The sequence below is a fragment of the Pseudomonas gozinkensis genome (assembly GCF_014863585.1).
In the GTDB taxonomy this organism is placed as follows: domain Bacteria; phylum Pseudomonadota; class Gammaproteobacteria; order Pseudomonadales; family Pseudomonadaceae; genus Aquipseudomonas; species Aquipseudomonas gozinkensis.
The window spans coordinates 5,397,145-5,418,768 of record NZ_CP062253.1 but is presented as its reverse complement, the minus strand read 5'-3'; the positions used below and the strand labels follow the sequence as shown (position 1 = coordinate 5,418,768).

Genomic DNA, 21,624 nt, shown 5'->3' with positions numbered 1-21,624 from the left:
GTGTCTCTGATCGCTTCTGACCACTTCCGCATCGTTGTCGGCCTCGGCAAGAGCGGCATGTCCCTGGTTCGCTTCCTGGCGAACCGGGGCGTGGCGTTTGCCGTGGCCGACACGCGGGAAAATCCACCGGAACTGGCCACGCTCCAGCGTGACTATCCGCACGTGGAAGTGCGTTGTGGCGAGTTGGACGTCGAATTCCTGTGCCGTGCCGACGAGCTCTACGTGAGCCCCGGCCTGGCACTGGCGACCCCGGCCCTGCAAGCCGCCGCGGCCCGTGGCGTGAAGCTGTCCGGTGACATCGAGCTGTTCGCGCGTAACGCGAAGGCGCCGATCGTGGCCATCAGCGGTTCCAACGCGAAAAGCACTGTCACCACCCTGGTCGGCGAGATGGCGGCTGCGGCCGGCAAACGTGTGGCCGTGGGCGGCAACCTCGGTACGCCGGCGCTGGATCTGCTCAGCGACGACGTCGAGCTGTACGTGATGGAGCTGTCGAGCTTCCAGCTGGAAACCACCGACCAGCTCAACGCCGAAGTGGCGACCGTGCTCAACATCAGCGAAGACCACATGGACCGCTACAGCGGTCTGCCGGCCTATCATCTGGCCAAGCACCGGATTTTCCGGGGTGCGAAGCAGTTCGTGGTCAACCGTCAGGACGCCTTGACCCGTCCGCTGATGGGCGAGGGCCAGCCGTGCTGGACCTTCGGCCTGACCAGGCCCGATTTCAAGGCCTTCGGTCTGCGTGAAGAGAATGGCGAGAAATATCTGGCCTTCGAATTCCAGAACCTGATGCCGGTGCGCGAACTGAAGATTCGCGGCGCCCACAACCAATCCAACGCCCTGGCGGCGCTGGCGCTCGGCCATGCGGTCGGGCTGCCGTTCGACGCCATGTTGGCGGCCCTGCGCACCTTCGCGGGTCTCGAACACCGTTGCCAGTGGGTGCGTGACCTGGATGGCGTCGGCTACTACAACGATTCCAAAGCCACCAACGTCGGCGCCGCACTGGCTGCCATCGAAGGACTGGGTGCGGACATCGAAGGCAAGGTCGTGCTGATCGCCGGTGGCGATGGCAAGGGTGCCGAATTCAAGGACCTGCGCGATCCGGTGGCGGCCCATTGCCGCGCCGTGATCCTGATGGGCCGCGACTCCGACAAGATCGGCGAAGCCATCGGCGATGCCGTTCCGCTGATTCGCGCGACCACGCTGGTCGACGCCGTCGACCAATGCCGCGCCGCCGCCCAGCCGGGTGACGTGGTGCTGCTGTCGCCGGCCTGCGCCAGTTTCGACATGTTCAAGAACTACGAAGACCGTGGTCACCAGTTCGTCCGCGCCGTGGAGGATCTGGCATGAGCTTGAGAAACATCATCAAGCCATACCCGTCGCCGCTGATCACCGGACGCGGGATCGACCTCGACTTCCCGATGCTCGCCGGTTGCCTGGCGTTGCTCGGCCTGGGCCTGATCATGATCGCTTCGGCCTCCACTGAAGTGGCGGCCGTGCAGTCGGGCAGCCCGCTCTATTACATGATTCGTCACCTGATCTACGTGGTGCTGGGCCTGGGTGCCTGCATCGTCACGATGATGATCCCGATCGCCACCTGGCAGCGCTTGGGCTGGATGATGCTGATCGGCGCGTTCGGTCTGCTGGTGATGGTGATCATCCCGGGGATCGGCCGTGAGGTGAACGGCTCGATGCGCTGGATCGGTTTCAGCTTCTTCAACGTTCAGCCGTCCGAGATCGCCAAGGTGTTCGTGGTGATCTACCTCGCCGGTTACCTGGTGCGTCGCCAGAAGGAAGTGCGCGAGAGCTGGATGGGATTCTTCAAGCCGTTCATCGTGCTGCTGCCGATGGCGGGCCTGCTGCTGATGGAGCCGGACTTCGGTGCCACCGTCGTGATGATGGGCGCGGCGGCGGCGATGCTGTTCCTCGGCGGGGTCGGGCTGTTCCGCTTCTCGCTGATGGTAGTGCTGGCCGTCGGTGCGGTGGTGTTGCTGATCCAGATGCAGCCGTACCGGATGGCGCGTCTGACCAACTTCGCCGACCCGTGGGCCGACCAGTTCGGTGCCGGTTATCAATTGTCCCAGGCCTTGATCGCGTTCGGTCGCGGCGAATGGTTGGGCGTTGGCCTGGGCAACAGCGTGCAGAAGCAGTTCTACCTGCCCGAAGCGCACACCGACTTCGTGTTCTCGGTCCTGGCCGAAGAGCTCGGCGCCGTTGGCTCGCTGTGCACCGTGGCGCTGTTCGTGTTCGTGTGTATTCGCGGCATGTACATCGGCCTGTGGGCCGAGAAAGCCAAACAGTTTTTTGCTGCCTATGTTGCCTACGGCCTGTCGTTCCTGTGGATCGGCCAGTTCCTGATCAACATCGGCGTGAACGTCGGCCTGCTGCCGACCAAGGGCCTGACCTTGCCGTTCCTCAGTTATGGCGGCAGTTCCCTGGTGATCTGCTGCGCCTGCCTTGGCCTGTTGCTGAGGATCGAGTGGGAGAGCCGGACCCACCTGGGCAGTGAAGAGATGGAATTCCATGAGAGCGACTTCGCCGAGGAGCCGAACCATGGGCGCTAACGTATTGATCATGGCCGGCGGCACCGGTGGCCACGTGTTCCCGGCGCTGGCCTGTGCCCGCGAATTCCAGGCGCGCGGCTACACCGTGCACTGGCTCGGCACACCGCGCGGGATCGAAAACGATCTGGTGCCGGCGGCCGGTCTTGAATTGCACCGCATCAACGCCACTGGCCTGCGTGGCAAGGGCAAGCTGTCGCTGCTCAAGGCGCCGTTCATGTTGCTCAAATCGGTCTGGCAGGCGCGGGCGATCATTCGCCGTTTGCGTCCGGTGTGCGTGGTCGGCTTCGGCGGCTATGTGACCGGTCCCGGTGGTCTTGCCGCCAAACTGGCCGGCGTGCCGGTGATCGTTCATGAGCAGAACGCTGTGGCTGGCACCGCCAATCGGTTGCTGGTGCCGTTCGCCGCCCGGGTGTGTGAAGCCTTCCCCGACACCTTTACCCTGTCGGACAGCCGCCGTACCACCGGTAACCCGGTGCGCAGCGAGTTGTTCCTCGAAACACCGCGCCCGGCCCTGGCCGGACGCAAGGCGCGTTTGCTGATCCTGGGCGGAAGCCTGGGCGCAGAGCCGTTGAACAAGTTGCTGCCTGAAGCCCTGGCACAAGTCGCTGCCGACTTGCGCCCGGAAGTGTTCCATCAGGCTGGCAGAAACCACGATGAAGTGACTGCAGAGCGCTACCGCGTCGCCGGCGTGGATGCGCAAGTGCAGCCGTTCATCAAAGACATGGCCCAGGCCTATGGCTGGGCTGACCTGGTGGTGTGCCGCGCCGGCGCATTGACCATCAGCGAACTGGCCGCCGCCGGTCTGCCCTCGATGCTGGTGCCCTTGCCCCACGCGATCGACGATCACCAGACCCGCAACGCCGATTATTTGGCCCGCGAAGGCGCTGCCTTCCTGATGCCGCAAAGAACGACTGGCGCCGCGGACCTTGCCGCGCGCCTGACAGAGGTCTTGATGCAACCGCAACGACTCGAACAAATGGCCCAAGCGGCCCGCCGTCTGGCGAAACCCGAAGCCACCCGTAGCGTGGTCGATACCTGTCTGGAGGTGGCCCATGGTTGAGAATCAGAAAGCCATGCCGCAACCGGAAATGCGCCGCATCCGTCGCATCCACTTCGTCGGGATCGGCGGCGTGGGCATGTGCGGTATTGCCGAAGTGCTGCTGAACCTGGGTTATGAAGTGTCCGGTTCCGACCTTAAAGCTTCGCCGGTGACCGAGCGTCTGGAATCCTTCGGTGCACAGATCTTCATCGGCCACCGTGCCGAGAACGCCGCTGCCGCCGACGTGCTGGTGGTGTCGAGCGCCGTCAACACGTCCAACCCGGAAGTAGCGACCGCCCTTGAGCGTCGTATCCCGGTGGTGCCGCGTGCCGAGATGCTTGCCGAACTGATGCGCTATCGTCACGGCATCGCCGTCGCCGGTACCCATGGCAAGACCACCACCACCAGCCTGATCGCTTCGGTGTTCGCGGCCGGTGGCCTGGACCCAACCTTCGTCATCGGTGGCCGTCTGAATGCTGCGGGCACCAATGCCCAGCTCGGTACCAGCCGTTACCTGATCGCCGAGGCCGATGAAAGCGACGCGAGCTTCCTGCATCTGCAACCGCTGGTGGCCGTGGTCACCAACATCGACGCCGACCACATGGCGACCTACGACGGCGACTTCAACAAACTGAAGAAAACCTTCGTCGAATTTCTGCACAACCTGCCGTTCTACGGTCTGGCGGTGATGTGTCTGGACGATCCGGTGGTGCGCGAAATCCTGCCGCAGGTCAAACGCCCGGTCGTCACCTACGGCTTCAGCGAAGAAGCCGACGTACGCGCAATCAATGTCCGTCAGCAAGGCATGCAGACCTTCTTCACCGTGCTGCGCCCTGATCGCGAGCCGCTGGATGTTTCCGTGAACATGCCGGGCAACCACAACGTGCTCAATTCCCTGGCAACCATCTGCATCGCTACCGACGAGGGCGTCAGCGATGAAGCCATCGTCCAGGGCCTGTCCGGGTTCCAGGGTGTCGGCCGACGCTTCCAGGTCTACGGCGAACTGCCGGTGGACGGCGGCAACGTGATGCTGGTCGACGACTATGGTCACCACCCGACCGAAGTCGCAGCGGTCATCAAAGCCGTGCGCGGTGGCTGGCCTGAGCGTCGACTGGTGATGGTCTACCAGCCGCACCGCTACAGTCGCACCCGCGACCTGTACGACGACTTCGTCAATGTCCTGGCCGACGCCAACGTGCTGCTGCTGATGGAAGTCTATCCGGCCGGCGAAGAGCCGATCCCGGGGGCCGACAGCCGCAAGCTGTGCAACAGCATCCGCCAGCGCGGTCAGCTCGACCCGATCTACATCGAGCGCGGCGTCGACCTGGCACCGCTGGTCAAGCCGTTGCTGCGTGCCGGCGACATTCTGCTGTGCCAGGGCGCCGGTGACATCGGCGGTCTTGCACCGAAACTGTTGAAAAGCGAGTTGTTCGCCGGTGCCGTGGCGGCATCGGTCGAGGGGAAGTTGAAATGACTGCTGCCTACGCCAATCTGTTCTCCACCATCGCCCCGAAGGATTTCGGCCGAGTGGCCGTGCTGTTCGGTGGCCTGAGTGCCGAACGTGAAGTTTCGCTGAAGTCCGGCAACGCCGTGCTCACTGCGCTGCAAAGCGCCGGTGTGGACGCATTCGGCATCGACGTCGGCGCCGATATCCTGCAGCGCCTGCTGAGCGAAAAGATCGACCGCGCGTTCATCATCCTTCACGGTCGCGGCGGTGAAGACGGCAGCATGCAGGGCCTGCTGGAAGTGGCCGGCATTCCGTACACCGGCAGCGGCATCCTGGCTTCGGCGCTGGCGATGGACAAACTGCGCACCAAGCAGGTCTGGCACACGCTCGGGATTCCGACGCCGCGTCACGCCGTGCTGCGCAGCGAGGCCGATTGTATTTGCGCAGCGACGGAACTGGGCTTCCCTTTGATCGTCAAACCGGCGCATGAAGGTTCAAGTATCGGGATGGCCAAAGTGAGTTCTGCGTCCGAGTTGATCGACGCATGGAAAGCGGCCAGTACCTACGATTCGCAAGTGTTGGTCGAGCAATGGATCCACGGTCCCGAGTTCACCATCGCCACCCTGCGTGACCAGGTGTTGCCTCCTATCGCCCTGGGTACGCCGCACACGTTCTACGACTACGACGCCAAGTACATCGCCAACGATACCCAGTATCGGATTCCGTGCGGGCTCGATGCCGCCAAGGAAAAAGAACTCATGGACCTCACGGCGCAAGCCTGCGAGGCGCTGGGTATTGCCGGTTGGGGCAGGGCGGACGTGATGCAGGACGCCGACGGCAAATTCTGGTTCCTGGAAGTCAACACCGCTCCCGGCATGACCGATCACAGCCTGGTACCGATGGCGGCAAAAGCGGCCGGTCTGGATTTCCAGCAACTGGTCCTGGCCATTCTGGCCGCCAGTGTCGATGCCGATGGCAAGAAAGAGGCGCGAGGTTAAGACCATGCAAGGCGCACAGCTCAGACATCAGCCACCCGCACCCGGCCGCAAGCCGGTGCCGCGGGGTGCCAGCCGAATGGTGGCCAAAGAGCCGATGTCCGCGCGCCTGCCAAAAGCCAACTTCGGCTTTTTGAAAGGTCTGTTCTGGCCGGTGTTGCTGGTGGCTCTGGGCTTCGGCACTTACGAAGGCGCACAGCGTTTGCTGCCGTACGCCGACCGTCCGATCACCAAGATCGCCGTGCAGGGCGACCTGAGTTACATCAGCCAGCAAGCGGTGCAGCAGCGGATCGCCCCGTACGTGGCGTCGAGCTTCTTCACCATCGACCTGGCGAGCATGCGCACCGAGCTGGAGCAGATGCCGTGGATCGCCCACGCCGAAGTACGCCGGGTGTGGCCGGACCAGGTGGTGATCCGCCTCGAAGAGCAACTGCCGGTGGCCCGCTGGGGCGACGAGTCGTTGCTCAACAACCAGGGCCAGGCGTTCACGCCCAAGGAACTGGCGAACTACGAACACCTGCCGCAGCTGTTCGGTCCGCAGCGGGCCCAGCAGCAAGTGATGCAGCAATACCAGGTGCTGAGCCAGATGCTCCGGCCATTGGGCTTCTCGATTGCGCGGCTCGAGCTGCGTGAACGTGGCAGCTGGTTCCTGACCACCGGTGCCGGCAGTTCCGGCCCCGGGATCGAGCTGCTGCTGGGACGCGGCAACCTGGTGGAAAAGATGCGCCGCTTCATTGCCATCTATGACAAGACGCTCAAAGAACAGATTACGAACATTGCGCGCATCGATCTGCGCTATGCCAACGGCCTCGCTGTTGGCTGGCGGGAACCAGTAGCGCCGACGACAGCCCAACCCGCTGTCGCAAAGAATTAAGAAGAGGCAGGACCCATGGCAAACGTGCAAAGCGGCAAAATGATCGTCGGTCTCGATATCGGCACCTCCAAAGTGGTGGCGCTGGTCGGCGAGGTTGCGGACGACGGCACGCTGGAAATCGTCGGGATCGGCACTCATCCGTCCCGCGGCCTGAAAAAAGGCGTGGTGGTCAACATCGAGTCCACCGTGCAGTCGATCCAGCGCGCGATCGAAGAAGCCCAGTTGATGGCGGGCTGCCGCATTCACTCGGCGTTCGTCGGCGTGGCGGGCAATCACATCCGCAGCCTGAACTCCCACGGCATCGTTGCTATTCGTGATCGCGAAGTCAGCTCGGCGGACCTTGAGCGCGTACTCGATGCTGCCCAGGCTGTGGCGATCCCGGCTGACCAGCGTGTACTGCACACCCTGCCGCAGGATTACGTGATCGATAACCAGGAAGGTGTGCGCGAGCCGCTGGGCATGTCAGGCGTGCGTCTGGAGGCCAAGGTTCACGTGGTTACCTGCGCGGTCAACGCTGCACAGAACATTGAAAAATGCGTGCGTCGTTGCGGTCTGGAAATCGACGACATCATTCTCGAGCAACTGGCTTCGGCCTACTCGGTATTGACCGACGACGAAAAAGAGCTGGGCGTGTGCCTGGTCGACATCGGCGGCGGCACCACCGACATCGCGATCTTCACCGAAGGCGCGATCCGCCACACGGCCGTGATCCCGATTGCGGGCGATCAGGTGACCAACGACATCGCCATGGCGTTGCGCACCCCGACCCAGTACGCCGAAGAGATCAAGATCCGCTACGCCTGCGCCCTGGCCAAACTGGCCGGTGCCGGCGAGACCATCAAGGTGCCGAGTGTCGGCGACCGTCCGCCGCGCGAACTGTCGCGTCAGGCCCTGGCCGAAGTGGTCGAGCCGCGTTACGACGAACTGTTCACCCTGATCCAGGCCGAGCTGCGTCGCAGCGGCTACGAAGACCTGATCCCGGCCGGCATCGTGCTGACCGGTGGTACTTCGAAGATGGAAGGCGCCACGGAACTTGCCGAAGAAATCTTCCACATGCCGGTCCGCCTGGGCGTGCCCCATGGCGTGAAGGGGCTGGATGACGTGGTTCGCAACCCGATTTATTCCACTGGCGTTGGCTTGTTGATGTACGGCCTGCAGAAGCAGTCCGACGGGATCTCGTTCTCGGGCATCGGCAGCCGCGACAGCTACAGCAACGATGAGCCGCAAGCGCCGTTGCTGGACCGTTTGAAGAAGTGGGTTCAAGGCAACTTCTAAAGCTTTACCGCAGCACCGCAACAAACAGCAGTAGGCGAAAAAACTAGAGAATGTAAGGAGAGGGAAAATGTTCGAACTCGTAGACAACATCCCCGCAAGCCCGGTAATCAAAGTTATCGGTGTTGGCGGTGGCGGCGGCAACGCTGTCAACCACATGGTCAAGAGCAACATCGAAGGCGTGGAATTCATCTGCGCCAACACCGATGCTCAAGCGCTGAAAAACATCGGCGCGCGTACCATTCTGCAACTGGGCACCGGCGTGACCAAAGGCCTGGGCGCCGGCGCCAACCCGGAAGTCGGCCGTCAGGCTGCGCTGGAAGATCGCGAGCGCATCGCTGAAGTGCTGGCCGGCACCAACATGGTGTTCATCACCACCGGCATGGGCGGCGGTACCGGTACCGGTGCTGCGCCGATCATCGCCGAAGTGGCCAAGGAAATGGGCATCCTGACCGTTGCGGTCGTGACCCGTCCGTTCCCGTTCGAAGGCCGCAAGCGTATGCAGATCGCCGACGAAGGCATCCGCATGCTCTCGGAAAGCGTCGACTCGCTGATCACCATTCCGAACGAAAAACTGCTGACCATCCTCGGCAAGGACGCCAGCCTGCTGTCGGCTTTCGCCAAGGCTGACGATGTACTGGCCGGTGCCGTTCGCGGTATCTCCGACATCATCAAGCGTCCGGGCATGATCAACGTCGACTTCGCCGACGTACGCACCGTGATGAGCGAAATGGGCATGGCGATGATGGGCACTGGCTGCGCCAGCGGTCCGAACCGTGCACGTGAAGCGACCGAAGCGGCCATCCGCAACCCGCTGCTGGAAGACGTGAACCTGCAAGGCGCACGCGGCATCCTGGTGAACATCACTGCCGGTCCTGACCTGTCCCTGGGTGAGTACTCCGACGTGGGTTCGATCATCGAAGCCTTCGCTTCCGAGCACGCGATGGTCAAGGTCGGTACCGTTATCGATCCGGACATGCGCGACGAACTGCACGTGACCGTGGTTGCCACCGGTCTGGGCGCGAAAATCGAGAAGCCTGTGAAGGTCATCGACAACACCGTTCACACCTCGATGGCGGCTGCTCAAGTGCAGCAACCGGCACCCGCTCGTCAGGAACAGCCAGCGGTCAACTACCGTGACCTGGACCGTCCGACCGTCATGCGCAACCAGGCTCAGGCCGGTGCTGCGACTGCCGCGAAGATGAATCCGCAAGATGACCTGGACTACCTGGACATCCCGGCTTTCCTGCGTCGTCAGGCCGATTGATGAAATGTATCAGGGGTATTCAGGTGATTGGTGTTCAGCAAAGGCTCGGTCTGCTATCATCGCCAGCCTTTGTTGATACCAGTTCGCAATTTGCGCTGAAGCGGCCCATGCCATGATTAAACAACGCACACTGAAAAATATTATCCGCGCCACTGGTGTAGGTCTGCACTCCGGGGAGAAGGTTTACCTGACCCTCAAGCCTGCACCTGTCGACACCGGGATCGTCTTTCGTCGTGCCGATCTCGATCCGGTTGTCGAGATACCGGCGCGCGCGGCCAACGTCGGCGAGACAACCATGTCGACGACGCTGGTCAACGGTGACGTGAAGGTAGACACGGTGGAGCACCTGCTCTCGGCCATGGCTGGCCTGGGCATCGATAACGCCTACGTCGAGCTCTCCGCGTCTGAAGTCCCGATCATGGATGGCAGCGCAGGACCTTTCGTATTCCTGATTCAATCGGCTGGCCTGGAAGAACAGGACGCCGCCAAGAAATTCATCCGCATCCTGCGTGAAGTGACAGTGGAAGACGGCGACAAGCGCGCCACTTTCGTCCCTTTCGAAGGGTTCAAGGTGAGCTTCGAGATCGATTTCGATCACCCGGTTTTCCGGGACCGCACCCAAAGTGCAAGCGTGGATTTTTCAAGCACTTCGTTCGTAAAAGAAGTCAGCCGCGCCCGTACTTTCGGTTTCATGAGTGATATCGAGTACCTGCGCAAGCACAACCTCGCACTCGGCGGCAGCGTGGAAAACGCGATCGTGGTCGATGCCGATGGCGTACTGAACGAAGACGGCCTTCGCTATGAAGACGAATTCGTGAAGCACAAGATCCTCGATGCGATTGGCGACCTGTACCTGCTGGGCAACAGCCTGATTGGTGAGTTCAAGGGCTTCAAGTCCGGCCACGCACTGAACAACCAGCTGCTGCGCAAGTTGATTGAGCAGAAAGATGCCTGGGAAGTCGTGACGTTCGAAGACGCCAGCACTGCACCAATCTCTTACATGCGCCCGGTTGCGGCGGTGTAAGTAAAAAACCTCTCTAGTTTTTTGAGGGCCACCTTTGGGTGGCCTTTTTTTATGCCTGCAGGTTTTGTATCGGCCATACCGGCCTCATCGCTGGCAAGCCAGCTCCCACAGAGTTTGGGGTGTATTGATGATCTGTGAATAACCAGGAACCTGTGGGAGCTGGCTTGCCAGCGATGGGGCCGGAAAGGCCGCCCCCGTATCAAGCCACGACGACTCGATTCCGGCCACCTTCCTTGGCCTGGTACAGCGCCTTGTCCGCCGCGAACAGAAGCTGTTCCAGACTGATTTCGCTGGCCGCCGTCCAGGTGCTGATACCGATACTCACCGTCATCGGCATTTCATCGCCGTCCAGGCGCGGCAGTTGCTCCACTGCGGCCCGCACATGCTCGGCGATCCGCTGCGCCCCGACGCTGTCGGTTTCAGCGAGAATCACCGAAAACTCCTCACCGCCATAACGCGCCACCAGATCTGCCGGACGCCGCACATTGGCGGTGATGACCCTCGCCAGTTCACGCAACGCCTGATCCCCGGCCTGATGCCCGTGCCGGTCGTTGAAGGCCTTGAAGTGGTCGGCGTCGATCATCAGCAATGACAGTGGTTTGCCCGAGCGCTGGGCACGGAACCACTCGTGACGCAGCGACTGATCGAGCATCCGCCGGTTGGCGACCCCGGTCAGGGCATCGGTCGCCGCGAGCTGCGCAAGTTCGCGTTCGGCCCGCTGGCGCAGGCGCAGCTCCCGGGCCAGCAGCCAGGTCAACCACAGCAGGCCGGCACACAGCACGCCGGTGGCGCCGCTGATCAGGATCGCCGTGCGTCGCCACGCGCCGAACACTTCCTCGCTGGACAGGGCAACGATCACCGTCAACGGCAGATTGCCGACCCGCGAATAGGTGTACAGCCGTTGCTGATAATCCATGCTCGAGATGCTGTTGAAACTGCCATTGCCGTTGCTGTCGCGCAGGATTCGCACCACATTGGGTCGGGCGGCAAAGCTTTTGCCGATCGAATCGCTTTGCAGATAAGGCTTCTGCGCCAGCAGGATGCCGTCGTTGTTGATGATGTTGAGGGTGCTGTCTATGCCGATGTCGAGGCTGTTGAACAGTTGATCGAAGTAATCGAGCTTCATCGACGCCACGGCCACGCCGAGGAATTCGCCGGTATCCGAAGAGATGCGCCGACTGAAACTGATTCGCCACTGGTCCGCGTCATCGCAATCACAACGGGGTTTGAACGGACGGCTGATGAACATGCCGGTGTCGCGGTTGAAAGCGTGGGCGAGGAAATAGTCGCGATCGGCGAAATTGCCCGGCAGCGGATCGACCCGCGAGGAGTCGGCGATCACCTCGCCATACTTGTCGAGCAACAGAATGTCGCCTTTGAAGCGCGCGGTGGTGGAACGGTCGAACAATGCCAGATGGCGGATCTGCGGCGACACGTCTTTCAGGTCCTCACGCTGGGCGGCGGCGATCAGCCCCAGTAGCGTCAGGTCATACAGCTCGACGGTGCGCAGCACATCGGCGTCGATCAACTGGGCGATGGTAGTGGCGCCACGGGTAGCCGACTCCTGAGCATTGGCGTGTTCGCGGATCAGCAGGAACGTGACGATGCACACAATCGCGATCACGCTCAGCAGGCTGCCGAGGATCAGCAGCAGCTCGGAGCGTCCGGTCGTGCCGGGAACGGTGGGGGTGCGGCTCGCGATCATGGTTGAGTTATCAATGGGGGATCTTCTAAGCGTAGGCTGGCAGATACCCATGTGGGAGCGAGCTTGCTCGCGAAAGCGATCCCTCAGCAACAAAGGTGTTGACTGACATTGCGCTTTCGCGAGCAAGCTCGCTCCCACAGTGCAGGTGACCTGCCTGTCGGGCAGGCCTCCTCAGCTTAGCGGCGATCTTAGAAGACGTTGATCGGGTAGTCGATGATCACACGGTATTCATCTGTGTCCGTATCCAGTGCGCCGTAACCATTGCCGCCGCGGTTGGTCGCCCATTGCAGGCGTACCGCCAGGTCTTTGGCCTGGCCGCTTTGCACCACGTACTTGAGGTCGATGTCGCGTTCCCAGTGCTTGGCGTTGCGGCCTTCGGCGCTGTACCACGAGGCGTAGCCCTTGCTGTCTGGATCGACCTTGGTCAGGTCCAGCGTGCCGCGCGAATAGGACAGCGCCGAGGTCAGGCCCGGCAGGCCGACGCCGGCGAAGTCGTAGGCGTACTTGAGTTTCCACGAGCGCTCGTTCGGGCCGTTGAAGTCCGAGTATTGCTGCGAGTTGTCGAGGTAGACGCTGTCGCCCTGGCTGATGTAATCGAACGGCGTATTGCCGTTGACCCGCTGGTACGCGGCGGTGACGCTGTGGCTGCCGATGCCGACGGTGAAATGCAGGCTGTAGGTGTTGTTGTCGATGTTGCCCAGCAGCGCGTCGCCGGTGTCCTGCGTGTGATAGAAGTGCAGGCCGGGATTGAGGGTCACCAGATCGTTCAGCGTCCAGGTGTAGTCGAGGTCGTAGTAGTACTGGTTCCAGATGTCCTTCAACTCGGAGGCATACAGGCTGCTGGTCAGACCTTCGACACCGCTCCAGGCCAGGCCGGCCCAGTTCAGGTGCTGGCTCTTGTCGCCGTCGGCGAGGGTGCCGTAAGAGGTGCCGATGCGTTTGTGGCCGCTCTGGTTGTACGGCTTGGTGAAACTGGCCTGGCCGCCTTCGATCATCCAGCCGTCGAAGCTGTGGTTGGTCAGGCTGAGGCCGCGAAAGGTCTGTGGCAGCATGCGCGTCTCGCCACCGGCGATCACCGGGTTGGCGAGGAACAGGTCGCCAGCCTTCAGCTCGGTATCGAACGCACGCATCTTCAAGGTGCCGCCCGCCGTGGAGAACGAGCCCGGCGCTTTGCCGCTACCGTCACTGACCGGCAGGATGCTGGAATTGTCGGTGCCGCCACCGCCGTCGAGTTTCAGACCGAGCATGGCGTGGGCGTCGATGCCGAAACCGACTGTGCCTTCGGTGTAGCCCGACTCGAATTTGCCGAGGAAACCCTGGCCCCACTCGATGTTGTCATCCGTCTGCTGCAGACGGTTGCGGTTCATGTAGTAGTTGCGGGCGTTGAGGTTGAGGCTCGCGCCTTCGACGAAACCTTGTTTCTCGGATTCGGCGGCGTGGGCAGCGGGGGCAATCGTTGCGGCAATTGCAATGAACAGCGGGGTGAAGCGAACTGGGTAACGCACGTGCGGTAAAGCTCCTTGGGGTCAACTGACACTTCAATGTCTTGAGGTGCGGGATGTTTCTAATTGTTAAAGACGAACCAGACAGCTTTCAGACCACAACGAAAAAAGGCCGCTGAAAATCAGCGGCCTGCAAGGACGACGGTTGAACGGGAAGAGCCAAACAACCGCGTCGAGGGAAACGGAGCGGTGCGCGCCTCAGCTGTCGGATCCGGATTCGGACTGCGCTTGGGAAAGGCCGGCCTGCGGGGCTTGCGTAGCGTCTTTGGCCTTGGCCATCACTTCTGCCTGATGCTGTTCATACGCCTGGGCCCGGGCAGCGTTTTGCGCCACGAACGTCTGGGATTCTTCAGCCATCGCCATCGGCGACAGGATCAATGAGGACAAAACGAAAGCGCTGGCAATACCCATACTGTTGGACATCTTGAAAACCTTCTTGCTTGGCAAGTGCTGTTTGGTGCGGGCAAAGATAAGGTTGCCGGGCGTTGGGAAACAGCGTGATTTTCATAAATGACTGTTACAGCGCAAGCAAAGATCAGCGGGGGAGGTCGTTTCCGAGGGCGGCTTGAGAGGGAGGCGGAGCGTCCCGGGCTGCGTTCCCACGCAGAGCGCGGGAACGATCGGGTGGGGTCAGACGGGGAGGTGGATTCCGAAGGTGTTCATGCCGCGATCACTGCGCACGAACACATCTCCGCCATGCATGAGCGCAATCGCCTTGACGATCGCCAGCCCCAGGCCGTGGTTGTTGCCGCTGTTGCTGCGCGACGCATCGACCCGGTAGAAACGCTCGAACAACCGAGGCAAATGCTCGCTGGCAATCGGTGAGCCGGGGTTGGCCACGCCGATGCTGACCTGATGTTCCTCGACCGCGATCTGCACTTCGATCACTTGTCCCGGTGCGGTGTGTTGCACTGCGTTGCTCAGCAGATTGATCAAGGCCCGGCGCAGATGAGCGATCTCGATCTGCACCTGGGCATCGCCGCTGACGTGGACCTGGACCTGTGCATCTTCGAGGATGAAGTCGAGGTATTCGAGGGTGGTCGCCACTTCATCGGCCAGCGAGGTCGAGGTCAGTTTGGTGGCCTTGCTACCCTGGTCGGCGCTGGCCAGAAACAGCATGTCGTTGATGATCGAGCGCAGGCGTTCCAGCTCTTCGAGGTTCGATTGCAGCACTTCGAAATAATGCTCGGCAGAGCGCCCGCGAGTCAGTGCGACCTGGGTCTGACCGATCAGGTTGGTCAGTGGCGAGCGCAGTTCATGGGCGACGTCGGCGTTGAACGATTCCAGCCGCGAATAAGCCTGTTCGACCCGCTCCAGCGTCGAGTTGAACGAGTCGACAAACTGCTCCAGTTCCGGTGGCAACGGCGACAGACGCAGACGCCCGGCTCGCAATGGCGGCGCCAGGCGCTGGGCTTCGTGGGACAGTCTGATCAGCGGTTTGAGGCCGATGCGCGCCACCCAGTAACCCAATGCCGACGCCAGCAGCACGCCGATCACCGCCAGACTGACCAACGCGATCAGCAACTGATGCTGGGTCTGGTGAAAGGTCTCGGTGTCGATACTGATCATGAAGCGCAGCGGCGGGCGCTGATCCTTGGCCGGCAGTTCGGTCAGCAGTACTTTCAGCGGGTAAGGATGGTTGGGCAGTTGCAGGTCGCGCATGCCCAGCGGGCCTTGGGCAAACGCGCGGATCAAGGCATCCGGTTCGCCGAATTCGTAGCCTGGATTGCCGCTGACCACCCAGAAACGGATGCGCTTGTCTTCTTCGCCGAGCAGCTTGAGCTTGGCGTTGATCTTCACCCAGTGCTCGGGGGTGCCATAGCGGTTGAGCGCGGATTCGAGCACGCTGTAACGCGCATCCAGTTCCGCTTCCGGCAGCAGGCCCAGGCCTTTGTCCACTTGTTGGTACAGCGCACCGCCGATCAACAGGAACACCAGCAGCGCCACCAGCGTGAACATCCCGCTCAGGCGCAGGGCGATGGAATTACTGGACACCACGGCTCTCCAGCACATAACCCATGCCCCGGATCGTGTGCAGCAGTTTCTCGTCGAACGGCCCGTCGAGCTTGGCCCGCAGGCGTTTGATCGCAACTTCGACGACGTTGGCGTCGCTGTCGAAATTGATGTCCCAGACCATTTCGGCAATCGCGGTTTTCGAGAGGATTTCGCCCTGACGCCGGGCCAGAACGCTGAGCAGCGAAAACTCTTTCGCCGTCAGATCCAGTCGGGTGCCGGCGCGGGTGGCCTTGCGGCTGATCAGATCGATCCACAGGTCGGCGATGCTCACTTGCACCGGTTCGTGGCCACCGCTGCGCCGGGTCAGCGCTTGCAGGCGCGCCACCAGTTCGAGGAAGGAAAACGGTTTGCCGAGGTAATCGTCAGCACCGTCGCGCAGGCCTCGGATCCGGTCTTCGACCCGCTCGCGGGCGGTGAGCATGATCACCGGCGTCTGCTTGCGCGCACGCAATGCGCGCAGTACGCCAAAGCCGTCAAGTCCCGGCAGCATCACGTCGAGGACGATCACCGCGTAGTCGCTTTCCAGCGCCAGATGCAGGCCTTCGACGCCGTCGCGGGCCAGATCCACGGTGTAACCCTGCTCCGTCAGGCCGCGGTGCAGGTAGTCCGCGGTTTTCTCTTCGTCTTCGATAATCAGAACGCGCATGACCCGCCTCAGTCTGTCGTTGCCAGCGCCGCGACGGGCGCCGGTTTGGGCTTGTGGAACAGCCGCTCAAGCCACAAGTATATGACCGGCGTGGTGAACAGCGTCAGCATCTGGCTGACCAGCAGGCCGCCCACAACGGCGATACCCAGCGGCTGGCGCAGTTCGGCGCCGGTGCCGTAGCCGAGCATCAGCGGCAGGGCGCCGAGCAGGGCGGCGAGGGTGGTCATGATGATCGGTCGGAATCGCGTAATACATGCCTCGAAAATCGCATCCTGCGGCGACAGCCCGCGATGACGCTGCGCTTCCAGGGCAAAGTCGATCATCAGGATGCCGTTCTTCTTCACGATACCGATCAGCAGCACCAGCCCGATCAGCGCCATGATCGAGAAGTCCTGGCCGCAGATCCACAGCATGATTACGGCGCCCAGACCCGCTGCCGGCAAGGTCGAGATGATTGTCAGCGGATGGACGAAGCTTTCATAGAGCACACCCAGAATGATGTACACCGCCACCAGCGCCGCGAGAATCAGCCACGGCTGACTTTTCAGCGAGCTCTGGAACGCCTGGGCCGCGCCCTGGAAGTTGCCGCTGATGGCGGTCGGCATGCCGATCTCGGCCTTGGCCTGATTGAGCAGGATTACCGCGTCGCCGAGTGCCACGCCGGGCGCCAGGTTGAACGACAGGTTGGCGGCCGGGAACATGCCGTCGTGTGCAATCGACAATGGGCCGATGGTCGGCGCGTCGAACCGGGCCAGCGCCGACAGCGGCACCATTTCCCCACTGAGCGGTGAGCGCAGGTAGAAATAGTTGAGGCTTTCGGCCTTGCCGCGCTGCTTGGTGTCCAGCTCCAGGATCACGTTGTACTGGTTGACCTGGGTCTGGAACTCGTTGATCTGCCGCTGGCCGAAGGCGTCGTACAGCGCCTCGTCGACATCACTCGCCGTCAGGCCGAAACGCGCGGCGGCGCTGCGGTCGATGCTGATGTGGGTGATGCTGCCGCCCAGTTGCAGGTCGTTGGAAATGTCACGGAACGCCGGGATGCTGCGCAGTTTCTCGGTGAGTTTCTGGGTCCAGGTCGCGAGCGTCGGCCCGTCGTTGCTCTTGAGCACGTATTGATACTGCGCACGGCTCGGGCCGGAGCTGAGGTTGATGTCCTGGCCGGCGCGCAGGTAAAGCACGATGCCGGGAACTTTCATCAGTTGTGGACGAATGCGGTCGATGAACTGGCTGGCCGAAACATCGCGATCACCGCGTTTTTTCAGGGCGATCCAGAAACGGCCGTTGGCGATGGTCTGGTTGCTGCCGGACACGCCCACCGAATGGGAAAACGCCTGGACAGCCGGGTCGGCGGCGACGATTTCGGCCATTGCCAGGTGTTTTTTCACCATGTCGCTGTAGGAAATATCGGCGGCAGCTTCGGTGGTGCCGAGGACGAAACCGGTGTCCTGAACCGGGAAGAAACCCTTGGGGATAAACACGTAGCCGCCAATCGCCAGCGCGACGGAAATGCCGAACACGCCAATCATCAGTTTCTGGTGGGCGAGGGCGCGGCGCAGGCCTTTTTCGTACCAGCCGAGCAGGCGCTCGCTGAAGCCCGGTTTGTCATGGGCGTGATGCACCGGTTTGCGCATGAACAGCGCCGCCAGTGTTGGCGCCAACGTCAGCGACACCACGACGGAAATCATGATGGTCGAGGTGGCTGTCAGGGCGAACTCCTTGAACAAGCGCCCGACCACGCCGCCCATGAACAGCAGCGGAATGAACGCCGCCACCAGCGAGAAACTGATCGATACCACGGTGAAGCCGATCTCGCCGGCGCCCTTGATCGCGGCATCGCGCATGCTGTCGCCGGCCTCGAGGTGACGGTGGATGTTTTCCACCACCACGATCGCATCGTCGACCACAAATCCCACGGCCACCACAATGGCGACGAGGGTCAGGTTGTTCAGGCTGAAACCGAGCAGGTACATCAGGGCGAAACTGGCAGTCAGCGACACGCCGAGCACCGCCGAGACAATCATCGTCGCCGACAACTGGCGCAGGAACAGCGCCATCACCGCCACCACCAGCAGGATCGCGATCAGCAGGGTGATTTCCACTTCATGCAGCGAGGCGCGGATGGTCTGGGTACGGTCGATCAGGGTCTTGACCTGCACCGAGGCCGGCAGCATGGCTTCGAGGCCGGGCAGGGCGGCCTGTATCCGGTCCACGGTTTCGACGATGTTGGCGCCGGGCTGGCGGGAGATCACCAGGTTCACACCCGGCCGATCACCGGCCCAGGCCTGCACGTAGGCATCTTCCGAACCGTTGACGACTTTCGCGACATCCTTGAGGTGAACCGGGGCGCCGTCCTTGTAGGAAACGATGAGCTGGCTGTATTCCTCGGGGTGGAACAACTGGTCGTTGGTCGACAGCGTGGAAATGCTCGAGTCGCCGTACAGCGCACCTTTGGCGAGGTTGAGGCTGGTCTGCTGGATCGCCACACGAATGTCGGCGAGGGTCAGGCCGATGGCCGCCAGTTTGTCGGCCGAAGCTTGAACGCGGATTGCCGGACGTTGCTGACCGGTGATGTTGATCTGGCCTACGCCGTCGATCTGACTGATCTGACGGGCGAGCAGGGTTTCCACCAGATCGCTGAGTTCAGTGCCGGGCATTTGCGTGGAGCTGACGCTGAGGATCAGCACCGGGCTGTCGGCCGGGTTGACCTTCTTCCAGGTCGGCAGGGTCGGCATGTCTTTCGGCAGTTTGCCGGCGGCGGTGTTGATCGCGGCCTGCACTTCCTGGGCGGCGGTGTCGATGCTCTTGTCGAGGGTGAATTGCAGGGTCAGCAGGCTGGAGCCCAGCGCACTGCTGGAGGTCATCTGGGTCATGCCGGGGATGGCGCTGAATTGCACCTCCAGCGGCGTGGCCACGGATGAGGCCATGGTGTCCGGGCTGGCGCCGGGTAACTGTGCTGAGACTTGAATCGTAGGAAATTCCGCTTCCGGCAACGGGGCAATCGGCAGGCGCGGGAAGGCAATCACCCCGACCAGCACCAGCGCAATGGTCAGCAGAATCGTCGCCACCGGGTGATCGATGCACCAGGTCGAAACGCCTTTGTGCTGTTTCATGGCTTGGGCTCCGCTTGCACCACCTGCGGCGGTTCGCTCATGACCTGCACGGTCGAACCGGGCTTGAGCCGCGACTGGCCATCACTGACCAGCACGTCGCCGGGCTTCACGCCCTTGATGATGTCCTGACCGCTGCCCTGATAAACCATCTGCACCTGCACCGCTTCAACCTTGTCGCCGTTGACCCGGTACACGAAGTGTTGATCCAGACCGCGTTGTACGACGGTGGGCGGGACTACCAGCGCATCTTTATCCAGCGCCGTCTGAATCTTTACCGTCACCAGCAGGCCGGGCCAGAGTTTCTGATTGGGGTTGTCGAACTCGGCCTTGGCGCGGATGGTGCCGGTGTTGGCGTTGATCTGGTTGTCGATCAGGGTCAGGTGACCTTCGCCGAGCAGGTTGCCGGTTTCGCCGTCGGTGTCGGCGCCGATGTAGGCCTTGACCTGGGCGCGCTGCGGATCGCTGATCAGGCCTTGCAGGGTCGGCAGCATTTGCTGCGGAAGGGAAAACTCGACGGCGATCGGGTCGATCTGGGTCACGGTGAACAGCCCCTGGGTGTCGGTCATGCGCAGGAAGTTGCCTTCGTCGACCGTACGAATGCCGACGCGGCCGGTGACCGGGGAGCGAATCTGGGTGTAGGAAAGTTGTACCTGTGCCGCGTCAATCGAAGCCTGGTTGCCCTGGGCGGTGGCCTTGAGTTGGTTGACCAATGCCTGTTGCTGGTCGTAGGTCTGCTTGGAGACGCCGTCGTCGACACTGAGCAGTTTGTAGCGCTTGAGGTTGACCAGCGCCACTTGCAGTTGCGCCTGGCTTTCGCCCAGTTGCGCCCGGGCCTGATCGAGGCTGGCGCGGATCGAGCGGTCGTCGATGGTGGCGAGCAGGTCGCCCTGTTTCACCAACTGGCCCTCTTTGACCAGGAGTTTGGTGAGGATGCCGTCGATCTGTGGGCGCACCACGACGCTGTGCAGTGAGAGGACCGAGCCGATGCCGCTGGTGTAGCGGGGGACGTCTTTTTCGCTGACGGCGACGACCCGCACCGGGATGGCGGTGGGGGTTGCCAGTTTGGCCGGGGCGGGTTTCAGGGTGAACCACAGGGCCCCGGCTGCGACGGCGATCAGCAGGATAGCGAGCAGGGCTTTTTTCTTCTGGGTTTGCATGCTTTTGGGGCGCCAGGGGGACGGGGTTTGGGCAGGTTTTGTCTTTATAAACTTGTTTGGGGGTCAGGAGGGTGACGGCTAACTGACGGCGCTGTCAGTTTCGGCTTTTGGCTTGGCGGCCTTTGGGCCGACCATGCTGTTTTTGGATTGGGTGAATATCCGTTTCTTCGGGTGCAGCGGCTGGCGGTTCCGCTCTTACAGCGGGTCACTTTTTCAAACGCCAAAAAGTAACCAAAAGGCTGGGCCCCTGCGTTCGGCGCCTCGCTGTGGCTCGGCGTTCCTTCGTTCCGGGATTCATCCGGGGGCATCGCCTACGGTTTGCTTCGCTGCACCTCCTCTCGATGCATGCGGCTGCGCCGCACGGTCGCTGCGCTCCCACCCCCGGATAAATCCCTCCACTCAGCCTTCCGATGGGGCCGGCACGTCAAGAGCGGTACTCGAGCTAACGCTCATTGTGTTGAGTGGTGAAGAGCGGAGAGCGGAAAGCTGAAGACAGAAGCAGAAAACGGACTGCTTTTGCTTTGATCGTTCCCACGCTCCGCGTGGGAATGCAGCCCGGGACGCTCCGCGTTCCATTTTCGGATGTTTGGAAATGTGTTGGGTGTACCGTTTGTTGCTGTAGTGCTTTTGGGTTGTGGGAGACGTGATCCGTTAGTCGAGCAGTCCCAAAAAGGCACTGGTCGTACCCTTTTTGGGACTCTTTAAAGTCCGCGCGCGCAGGTATACTGCGCGCCTTCGCGGCTCATTCACCGGGCCGGACTTTTTGCTTCCCGGAGCTTTCATGACTTCCCCAATCGACAACGCTGTAAGCGATGTCCCGGCAGAGCTGGCCGAGGCCGGCGAATCCAAGCCGACCATTCCTGCGTTCAAGTTTCCGTTCAAGCCAGGTGACCTGGCGGCTGCCAAAGCGGCCAAGCAGCCGCAGTTCAAGGGCAAGGACGGTGATCGTCACGCCAAGATTCCGGGTGTGGCGCCGTCGGGTACTCGCCGTTCGATGGGCAAGCGCTGA

17 protein-coding genes are annotated in these 21,624 nt (G+C 62.0%); 10 read left to right on the top strand and 7 right to left on the bottom strand.

Going from position 1 to position 21,624, the window contains the following annotated elements:
- From murD to lpxC, 9 genes are all read left to right on the top strand, one after another.
- On the top strand, positions 1-1,347 hold the full coding sequence (gene murD / locus IHQ43_RS24060) for a UDP-N-acetylmuramoyl-L-alanine--D-glutamate ligase (protein WP_192562355.1): 1,347 nt from the start codon (positions 1-3) through the stop codon (positions 1,345-1,347).
- Positions 1,344-2,561 (top strand): putative lipid II flippase FtsW, encoded by a 1,218-nt coding sequence (ftsW, locus tag IHQ43_RS24055; protein ID WP_064383958.1) that lies wholly within the window; start codon positions 1,344-1,346, stop codon positions 2,559-2,561. The genes murD and ftsW overlap by 4 nt, the downstream gene beginning before the upstream one ends.
- A complete protein-coding gene (gene murG / locus IHQ43_RS24050) occupies positions 2,551-3,621 on the top strand; it encodes an undecaprenyldiphospho-muramoylpentapeptide beta-N-acetylglucosaminyltransferase (protein WP_192562354.1) in 1,071 nt (356 codons plus the stop codon). Before ftsW ends, murG begins: the two co-directional genes overlap by 11 nt.
- A complete protein-coding gene (gene murC, locus IHQ43_RS24045) occupies positions 3,614-5,074 on the top strand; it encodes a UDP-N-acetylmuramate--L-alanine ligase (protein ID WP_192562353.1) in 1,461 nt (486 codons plus the stop codon). Before murG ends, murC begins: the two co-directional genes overlap by 8 nt.
- Positions 5,071-6,045, top strand: a complete 975-nt coding sequence (locus IHQ43_RS24040; protein WP_192562352.1) for a D-alanine--D-alanine ligase — start codon at positions 5,071-5,073, stop codon at positions 6,043-6,045. The genes murC and IHQ43_RS24040 overlap by 4 nt, the downstream gene beginning before the upstream one ends.
- Positions 6,046-6,049: 4 nt before the next feature.
- Positions 6,050-6,916, top strand: coding sequence for a cell division protein FtsQ/DivIB (locus IHQ43_RS24035; RefSeq protein ID WP_007956757.1), 867 nt, complete (start codon positions 6,050-6,052; stop codon positions 6,914-6,916).
- A gap of 15 nt (positions 6,917-6,931) precedes the next feature.
- Positions 6,932-8,191 (top strand): cell division protein FtsA, encoded by a 1,260-nt coding sequence (gene ftsA / locus IHQ43_RS24030; protein WP_003228014.1) that lies wholly within the window; start codon positions 6,932-6,934, stop codon positions 8,189-8,191.
- Between the two features lie 67 nt (positions 8,192-8,258).
- A complete protein-coding gene (gene ftsZ / locus IHQ43_RS24025) occupies positions 8,259-9,455 on the top strand; it encodes a cell division protein FtsZ (RefSeq protein ID WP_007956754.1) in 1,197 nt (398 codons plus the stop codon).
- 112 nt (positions 9,456-9,567) lie between these two features.
- Positions 9,568-10,479 carry a UDP-3-O-acyl-N-acetylglucosamine deacetylase gene (lpxC, locus tag IHQ43_RS24020; RefSeq protein ID WP_007956752.1) on the top strand — a complete coding sequence of 304 codons (912 nt, stop codon included), beginning with the start codon at positions 9,568-9,570 and terminating at the stop codon, positions 10,477-10,479.
- A 199-nt stretch (positions 10,480-10,678) separates the two neighbouring features.
- On the opposite strand, the gene IHQ43_RS24015 is transcribed toward lpxC, so the two are convergent.
- The 7 genes from IHQ43_RS24015 to IHQ43_RS23985 all read right to left on the bottom strand — a co-directional run bounded on the left by IHQ43_RS24015 (position 10,679) and on the right by IHQ43_RS23985 (position 20,615).
- Positions 10,679-12,184 carry a sensor domain-containing diguanylate cyclase gene (locus IHQ43_RS24015; protein WP_192562351.1) on the bottom strand — a complete coding sequence of 502 codons (1,506 nt, stop codon included), beginning with the start codon at positions 12,182-12,184 and terminating at the stop codon, positions 10,679-10,681.
- Positions 12,185-12,372: 188 nt separating this feature from the next.
- A complete protein-coding gene (locus tag IHQ43_RS24010; protein WP_192562350.1) occupies positions 12,373-13,689 on the bottom strand; it encodes an OprD family porin in 1,317 nt (438 codons plus the stop codon).
- A 195-nt stretch (positions 13,690-13,884) separates the two neighbouring features.
- Positions 13,885-14,109: a hypothetical protein gene (locus IHQ43_RS24005; protein ID WP_179693793.1), complete on the bottom strand. Its 225-nt coding sequence runs from the start codon at positions 14,107-14,109 to the stop codon at positions 13,885-13,887.
- A gap of 207 nt (positions 14,110-14,316) precedes the next feature.
- Positions 14,317-15,681 (bottom strand): heavy metal sensor histidine kinase, encoded by a 1,365-nt coding sequence (locus IHQ43_RS24000; RefSeq protein WP_192562349.1) that lies wholly within the window; start codon positions 15,679-15,681, stop codon positions 14,317-14,319.
- The gene (locus IHQ43_RS23995; RefSeq protein WP_003228008.1) at positions 15,671-16,348 is read right to left on the bottom strand and encodes a heavy metal response regulator transcription factor; all 678 of its coding nucleotides are present in this window, start codon (positions 16,346-16,348) and stop codon (positions 15,671-15,673) included. Before IHQ43_RS23995 ends, IHQ43_RS24000 begins: the two co-directional genes overlap by 11 nt.
- Positions 16,349-16,356: 8 nt before the next feature.
- Complete coding sequence (locus IHQ43_RS23990; RefSeq protein ID WP_192562348.1) at positions 16,357-19,458, bottom strand: multidrug efflux RND transporter permease subunit; 3,102 nt, start codon at positions 19,456-19,458, stop codon at positions 16,357-16,359.
- Positions 19,455-20,615 (bottom strand): efflux RND transporter periplasmic adaptor subunit, encoded by a 1,161-nt coding sequence (locus IHQ43_RS23985; protein ID WP_192562347.1) that lies wholly within the window; start codon positions 20,613-20,615, stop codon positions 19,455-19,457. The genes IHQ43_RS23990 and IHQ43_RS23985 overlap by 4 nt, the downstream gene beginning before the upstream one ends.
- Positions 20,616-21,396: 781 nt before the next feature.
- On the opposite strand from IHQ43_RS23985, the gene IHQ43_RS23980 reads away from it, so the two are divergent.
- Positions 21,397-21,624, top strand: coding sequence for a hypothetical protein (locus tag IHQ43_RS23980; protein WP_192562346.1), 228 nt, complete (start codon positions 21,397-21,399; stop codon positions 21,622-21,624).

Bases quoted from the DNA above. Each gene is read 5' to 3' on its own strand.
- lpxC (WP_007956752.1), top strand. From the start codon at position 9,568: ATGATTAAACAACGCACACTGAAAAATATTATCCGCGCCACTGGTGTA.
- IHQ43_RS23985 (WP_192562347.1), bottom strand. From the start codon at position 20,615: ATGCAAACCCAGAAGAAAAAAGCCCTGCTCGCTATCCTGCTGATCGCC.
- ftsZ (WP_007956754.1), top strand. From the start codon at position 8,259: ATGTTCGAACTCGTAGACAACATCCCCGCAAGCCCGGTAATCAAAGTT.
- IHQ43_RS24035 (WP_007956757.1), top strand. From the start codon at position 6,050: ATGCAAGGCGCACAGCTCAGACATCAGCCACCCGCACCCGGCCGCAAG.
- IHQ43_RS24005 (WP_179693793.1), bottom strand. From the start codon at position 14,109: ATGTCCAACAGTATGGGTATTGCCAGCGCTTTCGTTTTGTCCTCATTG.
- IHQ43_RS24015 (WP_192562351.1), bottom strand. From the start codon at position 12,184: ATGATCGCGAGCCGCACCCCCACCGTTCCCGGCACGACCGGACGCTCC.
- IHQ43_RS24040 (WP_192562352.1), top strand. From the start codon at position 5,071: ATGACTGCTGCCTACGCCAATCTGTTCTCCACCATCGCCCCGAAGGAT.
- murC (WP_192562353.1), top strand. From the start codon at position 3,614: ATGGTTGAGAATCAGAAAGCCATGCCGCAACCGGAAATGCGCCGCATC.
- ftsW (WP_064383958.1), top strand. From the start codon at position 1,344: ATGAGCTTGAGAAACATCATCAAGCCATACCCGTCGCCGCTGATCACC.
- murG (WP_192562354.1), top strand. From the start codon at position 2,551: ATGGGCGCTAACGTATTGATCATGGCCGGCGGCACCGGTGGCCACGTG.
- IHQ43_RS23980 (WP_192562346.1), top strand. From the start codon at position 21,397: ATGACTTCCCCAATCGACAACGCTGTAAGCGATGTCCCGGCAGAGCTG.
- IHQ43_RS23995 (WP_003228008.1), bottom strand. From the start codon at position 16,348: ATGCGCGTTCTGATTATCGAAGACGAAGAGAAAACCGCGGACTACCTG.
- ftsA (WP_003228014.1), top strand. From the start codon at position 6,932: ATGGCAAACGTGCAAAGCGGCAAAATGATCGTCGGTCTCGATATCGGC.
- IHQ43_RS23990 (WP_192562348.1), bottom strand. From the start codon at position 19,458: ATGAAACAGCACAAAGGCGTTTCGACCTGGTGCATCGATCACCCGGTG.